Annotated in this window: 14 protein-coding genes; 12 read left to right on the top strand and 2 right to left on the bottom strand. The window is 42.8% G+C overall.

The annotated features are described in order from the left end of the window. Positions 1-274 precede the first annotated feature (274 nt). The 11 genes from L0B18_RS14875 to L0B18_RS14825 all read left to right on the top strand — a co-directional run bounded on the left by L0B18_RS14875 (position 275) and on the right by L0B18_RS14825 (position 17,594). Complete coding sequence (locus tag L0B18_RS14875; protein ID WP_234572588.1) at positions 275-3,376, top strand: SusC/RagA family TonB-linked outer membrane protein; 3,102 nt, start codon at positions 275-277, stop codon at positions 3,374-3,376. Between the two features lie 20 nt (positions 3,377-3,396). Further along, on the top strand, positions 3,397-4,905 hold the full coding sequence (locus tag L0B18_RS14870; RefSeq protein ID WP_234572587.1) for a RagB/SusD family nutrient uptake outer membrane protein: 1,509 nt from the start codon (positions 3,397-3,399) through the stop codon (positions 4,903-4,905). Positions 4,906-5,244: 339 nt separating this feature from the next. Further along, the gene (locus tag L0B18_RS14865; RefSeq protein ID WP_234572586.1) at positions 5,245-7,605 is read left to right on the top strand and encodes an alpha-L-rhamnosidase-related protein; all 2,361 of its coding nucleotides are present in this window, start codon (positions 5,245-5,247) and stop codon (positions 7,603-7,605) included. 241 nt (positions 7,606-7,846) lie between these two features. Further along, a complete protein-coding gene (locus L0B18_RS14860) occupies positions 7,847-9,256 on the top strand; it encodes a purine-cytosine permease family protein (protein ID WP_234572585.1) in 1,410 nt (469 codons plus the stop codon). A 183-nt stretch (positions 9,257-9,439) separates the two neighbouring features. Next, positions 9,440-11,638, top strand: coding sequence for a bifunctional rhamnulose-1-phosphate aldolase/short-chain dehydrogenase (locus tag L0B18_RS14855; protein WP_370647600.1), 2,199 nt, complete (start codon positions 9,440-9,442; stop codon positions 11,636-11,638). A gap of 22 nt (positions 11,639-11,660) precedes the next feature. Next, positions 11,661-11,834 carry a hypothetical protein gene (locus L0B18_RS14850; RefSeq protein WP_234572583.1) on the top strand — a complete coding sequence of 58 codons (174 nt, stop codon included), beginning with the start codon at positions 11,661-11,663 and terminating at the stop codon, positions 11,832-11,834. Positions 11,835-11,879: 45 nt separating this feature from the next. After that, entirely contained in the window at positions 11,880-13,163 is a 1,284-nt protein-coding gene (locus L0B18_RS14845) for a TIM barrel protein (protein WP_234572582.1), read from the top strand. Positions 13,164-13,256: 93 nt separating this feature from the next. After that, entirely contained in the window at positions 13,257-14,744 is a 1,488-nt protein-coding gene (locus L0B18_RS14840; protein WP_234572581.1) for an FGGY-family carbohydrate kinase, read from the top strand. 41 nt (positions 14,745-14,785) lie between these two features. After that, positions 14,786-15,517, top strand: a complete 732-nt coding sequence (locus L0B18_RS14835; protein WP_234572580.1) for a (Fe-S)-binding protein — start codon at positions 14,786-14,788, stop codon at positions 15,515-15,517. Between the two features lie 3 nt (positions 15,518-15,520). Beyond that, complete coding sequence (locus L0B18_RS14830; protein ID WP_234572579.1) at positions 15,521-16,942, top strand: LutB/LldF family L-lactate oxidation iron-sulfur protein; 1,422 nt, start codon at positions 15,521-15,523, stop codon at positions 16,940-16,942. A gap of 13 nt (positions 16,943-16,955) precedes the next feature. Further along, on the top strand, positions 16,956-17,594 hold the full coding sequence (locus tag L0B18_RS14825; protein ID WP_234572578.1) for a LutC/YkgG family protein: 639 nt from the start codon (positions 16,956-16,958) through the stop codon (positions 17,592-17,594). Positions 17,595-17,626: 32 nt separating this feature from the next. Here the strand turns inward: L0B18_RS14825 and L0B18_RS14820 are convergent, their stop codons facing one another. Beyond that, positions 17,627-18,718 carry an InlB B-repeat-containing protein gene (locus L0B18_RS14820; protein ID WP_234572577.1) on the bottom strand — a complete coding sequence of 364 codons (1,092 nt, stop codon included), beginning with the start codon at positions 18,716-18,718 and terminating at the stop codon, positions 17,627-17,629. Positions 18,719-18,779: 61 nt separating this feature from the next. Beyond that, complete coding sequence (locus tag L0B18_RS14815) at positions 18,780-21,272, bottom strand: hypothetical protein (RefSeq protein WP_234572576.1); 2,493 nt, start codon at positions 21,270-21,272, stop codon at positions 18,780-18,782. 161 nt (positions 21,273-21,433) lie between these two features. Between L0B18_RS14815 and L0B18_RS14810 the strand changes: the two genes are divergently transcribed. Beyond that, positions 21,434-22,087 (top strand): ECF-type sigma factor, encoded by a 654-nt coding sequence (locus tag L0B18_RS14810; protein WP_234572575.1) that lies wholly within the window; start codon positions 21,434-21,436, stop codon positions 22,085-22,087. Positions 22,088-22,120: the final 33 nt, after the last annotated feature.

Raw genomic sequence — 22,120 nt, 5'->3', positions numbered from 1 at the left:
ATTCTTTTTGTACGATGAAATAAAAAGCCCTTTTCTGTTAATCCTACCTATAATCTCTGGTCTTTTCATGATAGAAATGCCTTTGTGAAAAAAAGATTAAATCAAAAAGAGTAGAAATAAAATAAAGCAACCTCTCTAAAAATGAACAGACAGTAAGTTTACCATAACACACTTCTGTTTTAAAATTACAGCAGCCTGGCTTATGGAGTCGATAGTAGCAAAAAAATAAGTCCATTGTTGTAACCATTTGAACCCGTAACCACAAACAAATACTATGGAAAAAGATAAAAAGCTACGGTCTCAGTTTTTTTTCGATTCTGTATGCAACTACTCAACGAGCTATTTGCGTCTGACAGTTACTCTTCTTCTTACTTTATTCTTTACCGGAACTACGCTGGCACAAACAATTGAAATTTCAGGAACTGTTACTTCAACTACAGGAGAAACACTTCCAGGTGTGTCAATAGTTTTAGACGGCACTGATACTGGAACCACCACAAATCTGGATGGGGAATATTCTCTTGATGCACCTTCTGATGGTGTGTTGGTATTCTCATATATCGGTTTTCAAGCCGTGAGAGAACAGATTAATGGTCGTACCGCTATTGATGTAGTGTTGGAAGAAAGTATCGCGAATCTTAATGAACTTGTAGTCGTTGGGTACGGAACCCAATCGACGCGACAGATGACTGGGTCCATCCAAAATATTTCTACTGAGGACTTTCAGGATTTTCCTGTTGCCCAATTAACACAAAAATTACAGGGAAAACTTGCCGGGGTAAGTATCAATCAAAATACCGGTATTCCCGGGGAAGGAATGGCTGTGCGAATTAGGGGCGCGGCTTCGATTACTGCCGGAAGCGAACCCCTTTATGTAGTAGACGGCATGCCCATTACCGGAAATATCAGCAATATTAATCCAAATGAGATTGAAAGTATTAGCGTATTAAAAGATGCATCGGCTACTTCTCTTTATGGATCGAGAGCTGCAAATGGAGTGGTATTGGTAGAAACCAAAAAAGCACGCCCCGGAGAAACGCAGGTTAGTTTCAATGCCAGCTATGGAGTTCAGCAAATTCCACAAAGAGGGCGGCCGGATGTGATGAACGCCAGAGAATACGCCCAGTTCCAAAAAGATATCGCTGAGTTTAATGGCAATTCTGTAGATCCAGTTTTCCAGAATCCGGATCAATATGGTGAGGGAACTGACTGGTATGAAGAAGTGACTCAAATCGCTCCAATGCAGGATTATAGTCTTTCTTTAAGTACCGGAGGCGAAACCTTCAGTACAACTGCTATTCTTGGTTATTTGAACCAGGAAGGTGTTGTAATAGAAACCGGTTACGAAAGATATTCTTTACGGGTTAATACTGAATTTCGTCCCATTGAAGGATTGAATTTTCGGTTCAACGTTGCACCAAATGTTTCATTTAACACGAATTCAGCCACCAATGGCGCACCATGGGCAAATGCTATTCTTAGTGGTGCTTTGTTGTCTACACCTTTGGCTCCTGCAAGAAATCCGGATGGTACCATGCCGTTAACAGCAACAGACCCGGCTACATTCGGTAATCCAAACTTTTTGCGCACCGCCAAGGAAAGGGTGAATGATGATAAGAGTTCACAGATTATTTCTAATGCAATTATTGAGTATGAAATAATAGACGGAGTGCGTTTAAAAACTTCTGCTAACGTGGATATTGGTACGGACCGGTTTTTTACTTTCAATCCATCTACAACAGGAGCTCTGTTTAGCCCGCCTCCAATCATACCAAACGCAACACTGCTGGAAAGAGAGTATCAATCATGGGTGAATGAAAACACGCTGACTTTTCAGCGGAATATCGGGGATCATAGTTTTGATGGTTTAGCCGGATTTACAGCCCAGCAATATAAAATGGAGGACACCGATATAACGGCATCAAATTATCCTGATGATAAAGTACAGACGATCAGTGCCGCCGGGCAACAAACTATTGAGTCGGATGTACAGGAATGGACTCTTTTATCGTACCTGGCAAGAGTAAATTACTCGTATAAAGACAAGTATCTTTTTTCTGCATCAATCAGAAGAGATGGTTCCTCACGATTTGGTGAAGACAACCGCTGGGGTAATTTCCCTTCACTTTCAGTCGGATGGATCGTATCCGAAGAATCGTTTATGCCGGAATCCGAACTGATTAGTTTCCTCAAATTGAGAGGAAGTTACGGGGTTGTTGGTAACTTCAACATTGGCAATTACACCCACATCTCAACAATCAGCCCTGAAAATGCTAATTATGCTTTTGGCAATGGATTGTCAGCTGGACGGGGAGTAGATAACCTGGGCGACAGAAATCTTGGCTGGGAAACAAATAAAGAGTATAACATTGGGATGGATGTTTACTTGCTTAATGACAGGATTCAGTTTTCCTATGATTACTACAACAAGCGAACCGAAGATCTTCTCTATAATGTAGAGGTTCCTTTAGCTTCCGGGTTTGATAACATCCAAACCAACATTGGAGAATTGAAGTTTTGGGGACATGAGTTCACTGTAAGAACATTCAATATCGAAAATAGTGATATGTCCTGGAGTACAGACTTTAATCTTTCTTTCGATAGAAATGAAGTGGTGGCATTGGGAACAGAAAATGCTGCATTATTTACCGGAGGTGGAAATAACCCCAGTAACATCACCCGGGTCGGATCACCCATTGGTATGTTTTATGGGATGGTTTTCGAAGGTATCTACAACAATCAGCAGGAATACGACAATTCCCCTAAACACGCTACTTCGATTGTGGGATCCGCAAAATACAGAGATGTAAACGGTGATGGAGTTATTACTACTGGTGATGATCTTACGATTATCGGAAATCCTCATCCGGATTTTACAATGGGAATCACAAATACGGTTCAGTACAAAAACTTTGATTTTTCACTCACCCTAAATGCCTCTTACGGGAACGATATTCTCCGTACAGAAGAGCAGTATCTCACAAATCTCGACGGGGTATTCAATGTCTATAGCGACATCAACAACAGGTGGAGATCACCTGAAGATCCCGGCGATGGAAGATATGGTAGCGTAGCTGCCGGATCTACATTCATTGAGCGTGACTACTGGTCTTCTCGGTTTGTATATGACGGTAGCTATCTGGCAGCTAGAAATATAACTCTGGGGTATACATTCCCGGTAAATGACAGTGGCTTCATCAACAGGCTTCGAATATATGGAAGTGTTCAAAATGCATTCATATTAACAGACTATCCCGGTCCGAATCCTGAGGTAAATACAGCCGCAGCTGCTGAAGGCGATACTCAGTTGGGTATTGATCAAACATCATATCCCATACCCCGAACATTCAGTTTTGGAGTTAATCTGAACTTCTAACATTTAATCGAGTGATTATTATGAAATTCAAAAGTATTTATATAGTACTTGTCATTTTTTTGTTGAGCGGCTGCGAGGACTTCCTAAGCGTTAGCCCGGAAACATCCGTAACACCGGGCAACTTCTTTGAAACGCAGTCTGATTTTGAGCAGGCAGTAATCGGCACATACGCTCCTCTGCAAACAATCTACGATACCCGTGCCGTTTTTGGTGCTGGCAGTGATTGGGCGATGGGCGAAATGAGGTCAGATAACACACACTTCAATTATAATTCAGCCCAGCGCGGGGCTATTACATTAGAAAACGTTGCTACTTTTTTGATTGAGTCTATGAATGGAACCGTAGCAAATAAGTACAACAATAATTTTCTGATTATTGCCCGCGCCAATGATGTCATTTCCAGAATTGATGACGTTGAGTTCGACCAAAGTGCGAAGGATAATCTGAAAGGCCAGGCACTGTTCCTTCGGGCATTTGCGTACTTCGATTTGGTAACGAATTACGGTGGTGTTCCGTTACATCTTGAGCCTTCCAGTTCACTCGAAGAAACATCGCTACCCCGATCTTCAGAGAGTGAGGTTTATAATCAGATTATAAGTGATGCCACAGCAGCTGCTGGTTTACTTCCTTCAACCGGCAGTGCTCCCGGCAGAGCCACTTCCGGAGCAGCCTACACACTTTTAGCGGATGTAAACATGCGGCTTGAACAATGGGCGGCTGCCGAAGCAGCATTGCGCAATGTTACCAATTATTCCTTACTGCCTAACTACGCGGATATTTTTAATCCGGGAAATGAAGGCAATAGTGAAATGATTTTTCAAGTTGAATATGCGGCAGGAACTTCTGCAGATGTTCATAGCTTATTTCCATACCACTTCCTTCCGCGATTGGACGATCCGTCTGTAATAACCGGTGTTACTCCGGCACAGATGAATGATGGTGGCTGGAATACTCCAACTCCGGATCTTCTTGCGGCTTATGAAGAAGGAGATGAACGGCATGACGCTTCTGTAGGATATTTTTCCGGAGTAAATCAGGCTTTAGTCTATGATAATATTCCTTATATCAAGAAGTATCAGCACAGCCATGCTACTTTTGGACAAACAAATCAAAACTGGCCGGTTTACAGATATGCAGAAGTTCTGCTAATGTTAGCTGAATCTATTAATGAGCAAGGTGGTGATATTGCCGAAGCCCAGGGTTATTTAAACCAGGTTCGCCGGCGTGCCGGGTTGGAGGATTATGTTGCCTCTGGTCAGGCCGATCTTCGCGAAGCCATTATGAATGAACGAAGAATTGAACTTGCCTTTGAGAACAAGCGATGGGACGACCTGGTAAGAAGTGGAAGTGCTGTTGAAGTAATGAATGCATTCGGTAATCGCGTTAAAGAAAATCCTGATGCATATTACTATTTCGGAAATAGCCCGACAGGAGCTTCATTTAACGTTACCCAGGATAAGTTACTCTACCCGATTCCTTTCAGGGAGATCAATTTGAATCCGGAACTGACTCAAAACCCGGGTTATTAATCAAAAAAACAGTTCAAATAGATATCATTCAGGTAGAATAATAATTTGTTGTGAGCTGAAAATTAACAGACGTCCCTCTCTCACCAGAAAAAATCTTAACTGGTGAGAGAGGTCTGTTTTTAGGGATTGATAGTATTAACCTTTTTGGTCGTAACAGAACCAAGAACATTGTGCATTTAATCAAAAGAAGACAATTGGCAAGACAAAACCACGATGAAGATCGATACTGGTTGCGATGTGATTTACAACAGACATACCAAAGAACTTGCAATGGGGAGATCTAAAGGAAACCTACAACTACTTTAAACTCAATAAATTGATTAACCAAAACTCAGTAAAATGAAAAACCTGCTAATCTTTGTTTTTTTATTTTTTGTCTCAACATCTATAACTGTGAATGCGCAGTTTGGAAATTCCAATCAAGGTGACCAATGGGATGCACAGTGGGTAGCAGTTCCTGATGCTCCGGAAAATGAGGCCGGTCTCTATTTATTCAGAAAAACACTGGATTTAAGTGCTGTTCCTGAAGAATTTGAAATTCATGTTTCAGCAGATAACCGATACAAACTTTACGTAAACGAGACACTGGTTGCTCTCGGTCCTGTTTGGGGAGACATCGACAACTGGAATTATGATACAATTGATCTGGCTCCTTACCTGCAAGCCGGAGAAAATATAGTTGCAGCAGAGGTGTGGAATGAAGGTGATCTGAGGGCGGTTGCACAGTTTTCTTATCGAACAGGTTTCATCCTGCAAGGTGCTACAGAAGAAACCAAGGTTTTAAATACCAATGAGTCCTGGAAGTCAATTGAGGATGAAAGTTACACTCCCATCAGCCAGAGTGTACGCGGTTACTACGCCGCCGGTGCAGGTGACAAAATTGATATGAATCTGAAAGTAAAAGGATGGAAAGAATTGAACTTTGATGACAGCAACTGGAAGCCGGCAGATCCTGTTTTTGAGCAGTCGCAAAGTGGTTTTGGTTTTAATACCCGTGGCGGTTGGGATTTGATTCCATCCCTGGTTCCCCAAATGGAAATGACCAAAGAAAGACTTGCTGCTACCAGGAGATCCGAAGGAGTTTCAGTGCCATCTTCATTTCCGGCTGAAAAAGCACAAGTCACAATTCCAGCAAATACAACGGCAAGTATTCTTCTTGACCAGTCAATTCTTACCAACGCCTATCCAACACTCATTTTTAGCGGGGGAGAGAATGCCACCGTTGTGATTACATATGCCGAAGCACTTTATGATGAAGAGGGTGCAAAAGATAACCGGGATGTGATTGAAGGCAAAACAATTTCAGGGCGTCAGGATACCGTGCTTTCCGATGGTTCTCAAAATCAGAATTTTACAACTCTTAGCTGGAGGACATATCGCTATTTACAGGTTGAAGTCCAAACAGGGAATGATCCCCTGGTGATTGAAGATATTTATGGCACATTTACCGGCTATCCGTTTGAAATGAATGCCAAGCTGGAATCCGATAATGAAGAGATGGATGCCATGATGGATATTGGCTGGCGAACAGCCCGGCTATGTGCCGTTGATACGTATATGGACTGTCCGTATTACGAGCGATTGCAGTATATCGGGGATGCCAGAATCCAGATGATGTTATCTTACTATAACAGTGGCGACGACCGGCTTGCAAAATATGCCCTTAACCTTTGGGATAATTCAAGACAACCCAACGGATATACTCTAAGTCGTTATCCCGATACGCAAGGACAGGTCATTCCAACCTACTCGCTGTGGCATGTTAGTGCTTTGTACGACTATTTGATGTATGGAAAAGACCAAGAGTTTGTGAAGACCAAGCTTTTGGGAACACGCCAGATTTTGAACTATTTCATAAGCTACGTACGTGAGGATGGATCGCTGAAGAATGTTCCCGGCTGGAATTTTACGGATTGGGTGCCTGAATGGAACTTTGGGACAGCTCCGGCCGCAGAAGACGGCAGTTCTGCACTTTTAGATCTGCAATTGTTATATGCGTTACAGTCGGCCGAAGTATTAGAAAGAAATGAAGGTTCTTTAGAATTCGCTGAACTGTACAGTACATTTGCTGATGAAATGGTAAAAACCATTCAGGAAAAATATTGGGATGGATCAAGAAATTTATATGCCGATACACCACAGAAAGATAAATTCTCTCAGCATGCCAACTCTTTAGCTATCCTGACCGGATTGGTTGAAGGGGAGAGGGCAAATGAGATCGCTGAAACCATGTTATCCGATACTACACTCGCTCCGGCATCCATATATTTCAAATATTATCTGCATTTGGCTTTAGCAGAAGCGGGTTTGGGGGATGACTATCTTGACTGGCTGGACATTTGGCGGAAAAATATTGAACTCGGGCTTACAACGTGGGGAGAAACTTCCCAGGTTGAGACAACCCGATCTGACAGCCATGCCTGGGGATCAAGCCCGAATATTGAATTTTTCAGGATTATCCTTGGTATCGAGAGTGATGGACCTTATTTCTCAAAAGTAAAAATCCAACCCAATTTAGGTGAGATTGGAGATATTAGTGGAGAAATGCCACACCCGTTAGGAAAAATTTCTGTTAATTACACCAGGTCAGGCGAAGAATTAAAGGCTGAAATTAACTTGCCGGAAGATGTAACAGGTACATTTGTCTGGGAAGGTGAAAATCATAACCTTTCTGGCGGTGAAAATATTTTAGAATTATAAAGAAATTATAGCCGAATCATTCAGGCCATAAGTATTTGATTTAAAATCAGGTAGGCCGTGGTGAGTAAAAAAGAGGCTGGTTAATCACATAAAAAAATTGAAATTTAAAAGTAGATTATTAGTGTAGCAGCCTCTTTTTAATTAGACAGAACGATATTTAGAAAATACGTTTCGTAAAGTTAAAATAAGTATTGGGCAAGCCACATCTTATTAAGCATTAGAATCTTATTAATAAGGATTGATGAGCAATTTTTTTAAGAAATTAGACGCCAGGTTAGACACAATTGATGAGTATGAACGCGAACCAGTTCCGGATAATAAACTCAAAGGCTGGAAAGGCTTCTTGGGGATGTATGCCGGTGAGCATACGGCTGGAACGGAGTTCGTTATCGGGCCGCTTTTTGTTGCTCATGGAGTGGCTGCCGGTGAACTGATTTGGGGACTAATTGCCGGTAATGTATTAGCCGTACTAAGCTGGGCTTTTTTATGTGCCCCCGTTGCAGTTCAAACAAAGTTAACTCTCTATGAGCAGCTAAAGAAAATTTGCGGCCCAAAGCTCTCCTCGATATATAACGTTGTAAATGCCGTGATGTTCTGTTTTTTAGCCGGGTCGATGATTGCCGTCTCAGCTACCGCAGTAGGATTGCCGTTTGGCATCCCGATGCCGGAACTCGGCGACTGGCTTCCAACAAGCATTGGATGGGTTGTGACAGTTTTCCTGGTGGGCCTTGTGATAACGGTTGTTGCCATTCTCGGGTACGATTTTGTCGCCCGATTTGCCAACATTGCTTTTCCCTGGATGATTTTAGTATTTATTGCAGCCGGTTTGGCCGTTTTACCTGACCTTGGCGTTAACTCCATCTCGGACTTCTGGTCGGTTGCTCAAGAACGGATTTGGACAGGAGTTCCGGCTGAGGGACAAAGTAAGTTTACATTCTGGCATGTTATGTTTTTTGCCTGGTTTGCCAATATGGCGATGCACATCGGGATGTCTGATATGTCCATTCTGCGATTCGCAAAAAAATGGCAGATGGGCTTCTCTTCAGCTACCGGGATGTTTTGCGGGCATTTCATCGCATGGATTGCATCCGGAATTTTGACGGCAGCAGCGGCCGGCGCCATTGCTCCCGGAATCATCGCTTACAATAGTGCAGGTGTGGCCGGCGCCATTTGCGTGGTTATAGCGGGATGGACAACGGCAAACCCAACGATTTACCGGGCGGGACTTGCATTTCAATCTGTAACGCCAAACTGGAAGCGCTGGAAGGTGACCCTCTTTACCGGATTTGTAACCTCGATCGCAGCATGTTTTCCTGCATTAGTGATGCTTTTACTTGATTTTGTTGCGCTTTATGGATTGGTTCTTATGCCAATGGGTGCGGTTATTTTCCTGGATATCATTGTATTCCCAAGAATAGGATTGAAGAGCAACTTTGCTGAATTAGTGAATCTTGATTTTAACTGGTCGGCCGGATTAACATGGTTTGTAACCCTGCTTTTATGCCTTTTTATAAACTTGTATATGGGTATTGAAATTTTCTTCCTTGGGCTTCCGGGATGGTTTATCGCGATCATTCTATACTTTGGTTTGAGTACCTATTATCAAAAGCAGTTCAATAAATCTCAGATTTTAGGAAATGCCCAGGTGTAAAAAATGTTAGTTATAAAAGAACCCGGAAATGGAGAGTTATTTTTTGCAACCTGTTTACTGAGTTCAAAATAATTTTTTAATAGGGTTGATGACAGAACCGAGAGACTCCGTCGATTATTATCAATTGAATTTAAATGGAAAAAAATGGATACGGATATTTTAAAAACTACAGACACCGAAAAAATGAATATCAGTACTACAGAAAATTACTTTAGAATTGTTGAAAGCAAATGGAAAGACGAAGTAGCCAGCGGAAAAGATCCGTTGGCACGCCTCGTTTATCGATCCAATTTATTGGGAAGTGATGCCTACATCAATAATACGGGTGGAGGAAATACTTCCAGTAAATTGACTGAGAAAGATCCTCTCACAAATGAGGAAGTGGAGATTCTTTGGGTAAAAGGATCCGGGGGCGATCTCCGAACAGCAAAGAAACCCAACTTTGCTTCACTCTATCAACAAAAACTGTTGAAACTCCAGGATGTTTACGATGCCATGGAGAATACCGGACTGAAAACTCCAGCTGAAGATTCCATGACGGAAATGTATCCGCATTGCACATATAATCTCAATCCGCGTGCTCCATCAATTGATACCCCGCTTCACAGTTTTATTCCTTACAAATTTGTAGACCACACACATCCGGTTCCGGTTATTGCAATTGCCACCGCTGATAATGGTCCAGAGTTAACCGAAAAGATTTATGGGGATGAAGTAGTTTGGGTGGATTGGATGCGGCCCGGTTTTGAATTAGGATTAAAACTCCAGGAAACCATTGAAAATAATCCTGGCATTAAAGGCATCATTCTTGGCGGCCATGGCCTGATAAATTGGGCAAATGATGATAAAGAATGCTATGAACTTAGCCTGGATTTAATCAACAAAGCAGCGCAATATCTTGCCAATCATGAAAAAGGAGAAGACTCATTTGGCGGAGCCAAATACGAATCCCTAGGCAAGGCAGAAAGAAGAGCTGTCTTTTTTGAAATCCTGCCGTTTTTACGCGGACAAGTCAGCCAGCAGAACCAGTTTATCGGAACCATTCAGGATGATGAAACAACTCTCCAGTTTATCAATTCGAAAGATGCTCCCGAGCTTGCCGAGTTGGGTACTTCGTGTCCGGATCACTTTTTGAGGACAAAAATCAAACCATTATATGTAACCTGGGATCCAGGCGAAGATTCTCTCGAAGACCTTAAAAGCGAAATAAAATCGGGACTGGAAACCTACCGTAGCGATTATGCAGATTATTACGGCAATCACAGTGATGAGAATTCACCGAATATGCGTGATCCGAATCCAACCGTAATTCTGATTCCCGGATTGGGAATGATTACCTGGGGCAAGAATAAAAGCGAATCCAGGGTAACAGCCGAATTTTATACAGCTGCCATTGGCGTGATGAGAGGAGCAGAATCCGTTGCCACGTATACCGCTCTTCCCAAACAAGAAGCTTATGATATTGAGTATTGGGCACTTGAGGAAGCGAAGTTACAGCGAATGCCGCCAGAAGCGGAACTTTCACGACAAATTGTTGCTGTCATTGGTGCCGGCAGTGGAATTGGAAGAGATTTGGTCCCGCGGCTTATCGATGAAGGAGCAACTGTTGTAGCTCTGGATTTAGATGAGAACGCCGCCGGGCAAATTGCAGATGAAATCCTTGATCATATCGGGATGGGAGTTGGTGTGGCCGGATCCGACATTAGCGGATCCGGCGATATCATTGGCTTGAAGTGTGATATAACGGATCGGAAATCTGTACAGGAAGCTATGCACGAGATTGTTATCGCCTATGGAGGTTTGGACAATGTCGCTGTGACAGCCGGACTTTATCCCACACCCGATCAGGCCGGAAACGTAAGCGATTCTGCATGGGATAAAAGCTTTGCCGTAAATGTGAAAGGAAACTTTATTGTAGCGGACGAAGCTTCCAAGATTTGGAAAGCTCAAAACCTGAAGGGGAGCATGGTGATTACAACCAGCGCGAATGCCGTGGTTCCGAAAGACGGTAGTTTTGCCTACGATACCAGCAAATCAGCCGCAAACCATTTAATCCGGGAACTCTCTGTTGCACTTTCGCCAAATGTACGGGTTAATGGAGTTGCTCCGGCAACCGTTGTAGAAGGCAGCAGTATGTTCCCGCGCGACCGCGTTATCGCTTCTCTCTCTAAATATGGAATAGAATTTACAGATGATGAAAGCACGGAATCACTCCGGGATAAATTAGCCGGATTTTATGCCGGAAGAACTCTGACCAAAAAGCCGATTACTCTCAAGCAGCAAAGTGAAGCGATTTACCAGTTATTGAGCTCCAAATTCGAGAACACATCCGGTCATATCATTCCGGTTGACGGAGGTTTAAAAGAAGCATTTTTGAGATAATCTCATTCAAAATCTGAATACTATGAAAGCTCTGTTAATCACACTATCAATCATCGGTCTGGGGATGACGATAATCCCGTCTGTGCTGGTTTTTATCCAGGAAATTTCTTTTGAATCTCACAAACAGTGGATGCTTATCGGGATGATCTTATGGTTTGCTACTGCACCGCTGTGGATCAGAGAGCAAAAGCTTTAACCAACATCTTCAGCTAAAATGACTCGAAATTGAAATCCGGTTTACATGAGAATTACTAAAGACCAGATACTTGCACACAATGATGAAAAAGCCAAACCCCACAAAGAGTCATACGAAGTATTGGCTGGTCATTTGGCGGGCAAAGGCATTGATGTTGAATCACTTGTAAATCAACTTTCTACATTTCAGGTAGCTATTCCAAGTTGGGCGTTGGGAGCTGGAGGGACCCGTTTTGGGCGCTTCCCAATCGGTGGAGAGCCAGGCAGCCTTGAGCAAAAGATTGAAGATGTAGGGTTGATTCATGCTTTGAATCAATCCAGTGGCGCTATTTCACTTCATATTCCGTGGGATATCCCGGAAGATACGGCTGCGATTAAAGAACTGGCAGATGATTTGGACATCCTTTTTGATGCGGTAAATTCAAACACCTTCCAGGATCAAAAGGACCAGGAATATTCGTACAAATTTGGATCACTCTCACATACGGACAGAAGTGTAAGAAAACAGGCAATCGATCATAATATCGAAGTCATCAAATATGGAGATGCTCTTGGTTCCAAAGCTTTGACCATTTGGCTGGCTGATGGTTCTGTTTTCCCGGGCCAGCAAAATTTCAGCAAAGCTTTGGAGAGAACCCATCAGTCTTTGGAAGAGATTTACGCAGAATTGCCTGACGATTGGAAACTGCTGATTGAATATAAACCGTACGAACCCAATTTTTACTCGATGGTGATTCCCGACTGGGGAACTTCTTTTTTACTTGCCAATAAGCTCGGTGAAAAAGCTAAAACCTTGGTTGATCTTGGGCATCATCTGCCCAATACAAATATTGAACAAATTGTTTCTATTTTATTGGCTGAAAATAAGTTAGGTGGTTTTCATTTCAATGATTCGAAATATGGAGACGATGATTTGACGACCGGCTCTATCAAACCGTATCAACTGTTTTTGATTTACAATGAATTGGTTGAAGGAACAAGCGGAAAAGACGATTTAGAGCAGAACATTTCATGGATGATTGATGCGAGTCATAACGTGAAAGATCCGTTGGAAGACTTATTACAGTCGGTTGAAGCCATCAAAAAATCATATGCTCAGGCACTTTTGATTGATCGAGAAAAACTCTCGGAGGCAAGAGAATCCAATGATCCTGTTTTGGCGCAGGAATGTTTGCAGGATGCCTTTCAAACGGATGTACGCCCATTGCTTCGGGAATCACGGATAAAGACCGGTGGTGCTGCCAATCCGATTGATCTGTTCAGGAAACTGGAAGTCCGTAAGAATTTGATCAATGAACGTGGCTCCGAGACAATCGCGACCGGGCTTTAGAAGTTCAATCAGAGTTTGCCCAGACCAGTGTGAATATGCTTTTAGAAAAGTTTTCGGGTCTGATTTTTTGTAATTATTACTTGTAAAGCAACAATGTCATCACCCAAACAAGTAACAGCTATTTTTGATATCGGCAAGACCAACAAGAAGTTTTTGTTGTTTGATGAGAAATATGCCGTAATCGAGAAACATCAAACCGAACTGGAAGAATCCACGGACGATGACGGCGATTCTTGTGAAGATCTCGCAAAACTGACAGATTGGATAAAGGATCAAATCAGCGAAGCGAACAAGAGATATGATATCCAGGCGATGAACTTCTCTGCGTATGGAGCCAGTCTTGTACATCTCGATAAAAATGGAGAACCAGTCACAGATCTGTATAACTACCTGAAAAATTATCCGGACGAACTTCTTTCAGAATTTTATGAGTCAGCAGGGGGAAAGGAGACGTTTTCTTTACAAACGGCTTCTCCGCCGATGGGAATGCTCAATTCCGGTTTGCAGCTTTATTGGCTGAAACATCGAAAGCCTGGATTATTTTCCTCCATTGAGACTTCTCTTCATTTTCCAAATTACCTGAGTTACTTGTTTACGGGAAGAAAAGTTTCTGAATTAACCAGTATTGGTTGCCATACGGGTTTGTGGGATTTTGATAAAATGAACTACCATCAATGGGTAGATCGTGAAGAGGTTCGCAATCTTTTGCCATCACCAAAAGCGATTTCGGAGTTTTCTGTAAATGATCAGGACATCAAAGTCGGGCCGGGAATTCATGACAGTTCAGCGGCGCTTGCACCTTACCTGATGGGAATGAATGATTCGTTCCTGCTGGTTTCTACCGGAACTTGGAGTATTACGCTAAATCCGTTTAATGACGAGCCTTTAACCTATGAGGAGTTAGAGCGGGACTGTCTCTGTTATCTGGATATTTATGGAAACCAGGTCAAAGCATCCCGGTTCTTTTTGGGAGCTGAATATTCCCATCAAAAGAAAAAGATTGAAGATTTTTTTGGTGAATCTGTTGATGAGAATAGTTCTGCTTTTGATGTAGCATTAATGAAAGAGACCATTAAAAACAGGAAATCAGGACAAGGACTTGACCTTGAAAAAGCGTACAGTTCGGGCCCGTTTCCACAGGAAAAACAAGGTGACTGGCAATTGGATCAGTTTTCATCTGCGAAGGAAGCTTATAATCAGCTTGTGTTGGATTTGGTTTATATCCAGTCCGAATCGATCAAACTTGCAGAAGGAAATAATAAAATCGGGAAACTAATCGTGACCGGTGGATTTAGTCAAAATGTGCTCTTCTTGTCATTATTGGCCACTTTTTTTGAGGATAAAGAAATCTATACGTCTTCATTGCCAAATGCCTCAGCGCTTGGGGCTGCACTGGTTGTAAATGAAGAATCGGTTATTAGGAATGAAGTGGAGCAATCTCATGTCAGCAAACTTGAATCTCATTTGGGTCAGACTTCTCCCGACAAGAGTCGGGATCTCGATGACATCAAAAAGCTTTTGGACTTAAAACTGGTTAAGCCACTTGGTAATTTAAACCTGGAAAATTATTCATGGGTTTAGATTGTCTCCATACTCAATACCTGCTACTTTAGATTTAGCCTATGCAGATATCCCTTTTCATAACATGCTTTAACGATACGTTGTATCCCGAAACCGGGCAGGCCATGGTGCGATTATTGGAGCGATTGGGACATTCGGTGGATTTCCCCCTCGAACAAACTTGCTGTGGACAGATGCATTATAATACCGGTTACCAAGATGAGGCAATTCCCCTGGTGAGGCGGTTTGTGGATGTTTTTGGAGATGCTGAAGTAATTGTGGCGCCGTCAGCTTCGTGTGTTGGAATGGTTCATGAGTTTTATGGAAAACTGGCTGAAAGATCCGGGGATGAAAATCTGATAAGAAAAGTAAACGAGATCATCCCAAAGGTGTTTGAACTCACGCAATTTATTGTCGATAAACTCGGGATTTTAGATGTGGGCGCATATTATCCGCACCGGGTAACTTACCACCCAACCTGCCATTCTATGCGTGTTTTAAGGATTGGGGATTCACCTTTAAAACTTTTGCGAAATGTAAAAGGAATTGACCTTGTAGAGCTTCCGGGCGCTGAGGAATGCTGTGGATTCGGAGGCACTTTTTCCGTTAAGAATGCGGATACCTCGATGGCAATGCTGGGCGATAAAGTTCGACATGTAAAAGAAACCGGCGCCGAAGTTTGCTCCGCGGCAGACAACTCTTGTTTGATGCACATCGGAGGAGCTTTAAGCCGTCAGCGAAGTGGTGTAAAACCGGTACATATTGCTGAAATTTTAGCTTCAACGGAGGAATAAATAATGAATTCTCCAACATTTGAAGAATCGGCACAGGCATATTTATCAAACACCCAGTTGCGAAAAAATATCGGTCATGCCACTCATACTATTCGTGAGAAACGGAAAGTAACTGTAGGGGAGATGCCGGATTGGGAAGACTTGAGGGAAGCAGGGAGCCGAATTAAAACCCGGGTGATGCGCCATCTGGACAAATACCTGTTGCAACTTGAAGAGTCCGTTCAAAAAGCGGGTGGGCATGTCCATTGGGCCAAAGATGCGGAAGAGGCTAACAAAATCATTGTTGGACTGGTTAATCAAAAAAAGGTGGAAGAAGTTGTAAAAGTAAAATCGATTACAACGGATGAAATCAAACTGAATCAGGCGCTTGCCAATGAAGGCGTCCGGGCTTTGGAAACCGATCTTGCAGAATTGATTGTGCAACTGGCCGAAGATGAGCCTTCACATATTTTGGTCCCGGCCATTCATAAAAACAGGGCAGAAATTCGTGAGCTTTTCCGAAAAAAACTGAATCAGAAGGAGTTAAGCGACCGACCGGAAGACCTTGCAGAAGCTGCACGTCTCTATCTTCGAAAGAAATTTTTAAATGCTAAAGTCGGAATCAGCGGAGCAAATTTTGGTGTAGCTGAAACCGGGACGATTGCTGTCGTTGAATCGGAAGGAAATGGAAGGATGTGTACAACACTGCCGGAAACATTGATTACAGTTATGGGGATTGAGAAAATCATTCCGACCTGGCAGGACTTTGAGGTATTTATGCAGTTGCTGCCACGGTCATCAACAGCGGAACGGATGAATCCCTATAATTCTTTCTGGACAGGTGTTACCGAAGGGGATGGTCCACAGGAGTTTCATTTGGTTTTATTGGATAATGGCCGCACGAAAGTATTGGCAGATGAGGTGGGAAGGCAAACACTACATTGCATTCGTTGCAGCGCCTGTTTGAATGTCTGCCCCGTTTATGAACGAACGGGCGGACATGCCTATCACTCCGTATATCCAGGCCCGATTGGCGCGATTTTAACTCCTCAGCTTAAAGGCCTTGACGATAAGAGCGCGGCTTCCTTGCCGTATGCATCATCACTTTGTGGTGCATGTTACGAGGTTTGTCCCGTAAAAATTAATATTCCTGATGTGCTACTGCATCTTCGGGGAAAGATTGTGGATCATAAAAAAAGCAAGGATGGTTTCAGGCAGAAAGCAAATCCCGAACAGATCGGGATGAAAATCATGGCCCGAGCTTTTCAAAGCCGATCGCGGTATGAGCGCGGCCAGAAATTAGCTCGGACCGGTCAATCTTTTTTCACCAAAGATGGCAGGATTTCAAAACTGCCGGGGAAACTTTCCGGCTGGACGGATATGCGTGATCTGAAGGCAATACCGGATCAAACATTCAGAGAGTGGTGGAGGAAACGGGATGAATGAGGCGAAAGAAAAAATGCTTGATACAATTAGACAAGCACTCTCAGGCGTACCCGATACTGAAAAACCTTATGACATTGAAATCCCAAGAACATACCGGAAAAAGGGAGAACTGCCGCATGCAGAAATCGTTGAATTATTTGCAGAAAGAGTAGGTGAGTACAAAGCAACTGTAAAGCGAGTGAAGGAGAGTAACTTGAAAGAAGTAATTTCTGAAAGTTGCAAAAGAGAACATGTAAAGAAACTGGTAATACCGGCTGGTTTTCCGGAAAAACTGTTGCCGGATGATTTAAAACTTATTTTTGATGATTCAATTAATAGTCTGTCTCACAATGAATTAGATAATTCTGACGGTGTTATCACTACCTGTGCACATGCGGTAGCTCAAACCGGTACAATCATTCTTGATGCCGGTGACGGGCAAGGACGCCGGGCACTGACTTTACTGCCCGACTACCATCTCTGTATTGTTTATGAGAAGCAAATCGTTGAATTGATCCCGGAAGGTTTTTCCGCGTTAGAAACCGCCGTAAAAAAAGAGGAGCGACCAATCACATTTATCTCCGGCCCTTCAGCCACGTCAGACATTGAACTCAGCCGTGTAGAGGGAGTTCACGGTCCGAGGCGTTTAGAGGTTTTGATTGTCGCTCACTGATAACCGTGATAAATTGAATCACTATCAACGTATCACTTTTTTTCGCCCATCAGATCATATTCCCTTATACAAAATACATCTTCCGGTTCACTGCCTACGGAGTATTCAACAAGTGAATTTCCTTCCAAATATATAATTCCATCTACTAAGCGAAACTGTACATCCCAAAATTCCTGGGCATAATAGCCTCCAAGATCAACCATACCTGTCATACCTGTAAACCAACCCGCATCAGGACCTGACTGGGTATTGTAAATTCCACGAATCAAATCGGGGGCATCCGGGAATTGAACGCCAATTTCATTGGTTGGTTCATCCAAAAGCAAGACTTCTGCAGGGACTGAAAATTCTCCAGTTTGTCCATCACAGGTATTATTTGTGAAAGCGTAAAAGTATTGCCACGCCCCGGTTATGTCGGCTATTAATGGTGCCTGGAATCCCTCAATAAAATGTGCCGTAATTTCTGTGGGATTATCTATTGTGAATGTACAAGTTGGACTATCTGCGGAGCATGATTCCGGTATGTTTCCACTCCATCGATCAAAGATCCATCCATCAGCAGCTTCGGCAGTGATGGTAACTTCTGTTCCTTCTTCATATTCTTCGGAACAATCGCCGCCACAATTAATACCGTTATCATGGCTCGTTACCGTTCCATTTCCATTAACGCTGATGTTTAAGATGTGTGCGGTAATAGGTTCGTCCATGGTTGCAAAACTGTATTCCAAACTGTATTCGCCAACAAGATTTGCAGACACAGCACGGACACGCCACCAATAGATTTCACTATATTGGAGTTCCTCCATATCGTATTGGTTTTCCGTAATACCCGTTACTGTTAAACTGTTTTCGTCTCCGTAATTTCCACCATCAATTTTCAAGTCTAAATCATAGCTCGTGGCATCCGGAACTTGTGTCCATTCAAGGGTTAAATTTCGTCCCAGATTCGAAGATCCATTTGAAGGATACGTTAATACCGGGATACCTAACATGGGGTCTTCTCCCGGAATGGAACTGGTGGGAGCGAAAAAACCAGAATCTTTATAGTTGCAGGAATTGATTCCTAAAAGAATTAAAAACAACAAAAAGTACAGTTTAATATGAGAGAATGGTTTTTTATCCATGTCTGTATAAAGTTTCGCAGTTTATTCTTGTCGTATTTTTCTTAGATGTTTGATTCAGTTTTTAGAATGAATAAGTGAAACCCAATCCAAATCGAAAGTTAGCATCTGCTCCGCCGGCTGTATAATCAAGGTTGAACCGAGTGCCCCAGGTTTCCCCAAATTTCATGTCCAATCCCGCACCGCCTTTAAAGTGCACACCATGGTGTTTTCGGTGATAATCATAGGTTTCATTATCGGACGTAAACTCAAAATCACCGCAGTTCCAGAGGTTGCTTATTCCCAGATTAAAGAAAGGTGTTAATTCAGGTGCTCCCGGAAGGCTCTGTACAGGGCTAAATGTGCGGGCCGCTTTTCCATACACATCAAAACCCAAAATGCCTGTCTTTCCTTTGATATTGTTTGGCATTGAAGATGCAGCACCATAGTCAAAGCTTTGTTTGAAATCTACCTGACTTAGAGAAAAGGATGCTCCCAACGATATGGGAAGTACACCCAGCCCATTGTCAGTAAGATCCCAATCAAAAACTTTCGTTTCCCCGAAAAGCACTAACACCGGGGTAACAGCATCGACAGTACAATCGTAAAGGCCATCCTGAGCACAGACCGCATCTTTAAAAGAGGATCGGGTAGCCCAGTCTAATTTTACTCCAAGAGTTGGTGGATTGAAGCGCAGTCCGGAGGAGGGAAATTCATCTATATGATAGTTTTGTACGGGATCTCCATCAGTTTCCGGGGGAGATGTCGGTTGAAATTCAGATGCTTCTTCCGGTGTTGTTTCCTGGGTTGGTTTGGGTTCATCAGGATTTTCGGATGACTCAGGAGCAGCTAACGGTTCAATATCCAATAATTGATCGTAAGTGGTAATCTCGCCCCGGGCGATCTCCTCCGCATTTGTACGGCATTTATTTAAACACTCTTCGAGAAGATCTTCCAATTCATTTTTGTGGTTATTAAGTTGACTAAGCAACTGTCTGGCATCCCCAAGATTTGTGTTAGCCCGGTCAAGGTTTTCTTTGGCCTGACTTGCAGCTTCTTCGGCATCTTCAACCGCTTTTTCAAGTCGCTCTTCAGCTCTCTCTTTTGCCTCTTCATGTCTTTGAGGATCTCTTTGATTTTCCCAGTTTTCCATTGTCTCTTCGGCATTTTGTTCATCATTCATATAACGCCGCCAGTTTTCTCTGGCCATTTCTTTTTGAACTTCCAAGTCTGTAGTTGAAACCCGTCTGCCATTGCTTTCCACCCAGGCTTCTGGATTACGAAAATCACGCAGTTTATTTCGGGCTTGTTCAGCTTTCTTATCAGCATTTTCAACCTCTTTTTCTGCGTCTGTTACTGCATTCTCCAAGTCAGGGATCTTCTGTTCGTTCTCCGTAATTCTTTTGGTTACGGCCTCGAGATTCTGCCTGATTGGATCACAGATCGGGCATGTTCTCATTATTTCCCGGGCTTGCTGTTGAAGCCGCCTCTGTTCTTCTTCATATTTTTGGCGCGCTTCTTCCTGTCGCCGCTGTGCTTCTATTTCACGCTGACGTTTTTCCTGTTCCCATCGCTGTTGTTCTTCTCTTTCAGCACGCTGCTGTTCACGTTCTCTTTCTTCAGCAAGGCGTTTCTCTTCCTGAGTTGTATCAGGCGTGTAGGTTTTGGGCGGGGGAGGCGTCCGGATCGGATCTTTTACTTGATGCCATAGTGCACTTGAAGACGGTATAGCACGCGTACCGCAATGGGTTACTACATTCCATGTATTTGTCATCTGTGGACTGGAACCGAACCAGTTTCCGAGAAACGAACGAGATTTTACATGGCCTGTATTGGGATATAGCGGGGCAAAATCGTTATGCTCTGCTGCTTCCAGATTTCTTTCACGAAATGTATCGAGTATTTGATTGATACTTTCTGTGATGTAATCACCAACGGGTTGTCCTAAAGCAACCCCGTAGCCAAATCCACTTAGAAATCCACCGGCTGCTGATCCGTATCCTAATTTTTCAAAAACTTTTTCAACCCCTTTTTCCGCGAATTCCTTTGCTTTATCCTGAACTTTGCCTTCTATTTCATCTTCAACAATTTTCTTTATTTTTTCGACAACCTCATTAATTTCTTCAAGGCTTGAACTGTGCGTGGTTGATAGAACCCTGCAGGAACAATCCGATAACCGGATGCTATAGGGGCGTGTGGGGAGTTCCTTTCCATGATCAAAATTTCCTTCAAAACGTCCTCCCTTAGTGGCAAAGCGTGCCTGATTTCCATTATTGTAAAAAATGGCGACGTCACAGTTTCGGGGATTTCCTTCTGTATCAACAATGGTGAAAATCTCTTTCTTGATGATGTCAATTTCAGCCTTTTGATATTTTTCAATGAGATCTTTCAGCGTTTGAGCGTGCTCTTCTATTTTCTCTAAAGCAGATTCTTCGTCACCGTCTTGGGCAAAAACATAAAACGGAGACAAAAACAAGGCCAATAGAACGACAAAAACCTTAAGCTTCAAGCATTGAAAACAAGTGGAGGGATGGGCTAAAAAGCCGGACTCAATTTCTTTCTTTTTTAATGTATTCACGTGACCAAGAAATTTTAGGCGTTTGAGTATTTTTTCTACTTGGTTACGCCGGAAAAAAATCTAAAGTGATCATATTTTCTTTATAAGAATTTGATCTCCCATCTGTTGCTATTTTGGCTTTCCTTATTATTTTAAAATGGTTAAACAGAAAGGGATGTGAGATGGTGGGATCAATGGGTGGTAACAGATCAAATTTCGGCAATACCGCATATTCTAAGCAGGCAATTACTCAGCTCATAAAATCTGCTCAATCCGGCGATAAAGAGGTGGTAAATCAATTACTGCCTCTTTTGTATGATGAGATGCAGTCCATGGCCCATCAAAAGCTAAGGTTTGAAAGAAACGGCCATACATTAGACACCACTGCATTGGTTCACGAAACCTATTTTAAACTGGTAAATCATAACGAAGTCGAATGGCAAAGCCGGGCTCATTTTTTGGCGATATCAGCTCTGGCCATGAAGAGAATTCTCATCAACTATGCAGAGAAGAAAATGGCAGCCAAAAGAGGAGGTGAATTAGCAAAAGTTGAGCTGGACGACGTTGAGGGACAAATCGAGAATATGAGTGAAATGATGGCTGATGAAATTTTAGCCCTGAATGAAGCTCTGAAAAAAATGGAAGAGTTTAACCAAAGAGGAAGCCTCGTCGTGGAATATCATTTTTTTGGCGGACTAACGTGGAACGAAATCTCTGAAGTGATGGGAATCGCACCGATTACGGTTCGGCGCGCATGGAATGTTGCAAAGCTCTGGCTGAGAAGGGAGTTGAAGGAGACAAACATGCCGGGTTTGATTGTAAAAAGGCAAAAGTAAGAATCACACCTCTTATCAGAGGATTGTAAAAGC

Source organism: Rhodohalobacter sp. 614A, assembly GCF_021462415.1.
GTDB lineage: Bacteria > Bacteroidota > Rhodothermia > Balneolales > Balneolaceae > Rhodohalobacter.
The sequence above is the reverse complement of the archived record's forward strand: the minus strand, read 5'-3'. Positions and strand labels throughout refer to the sequence as shown.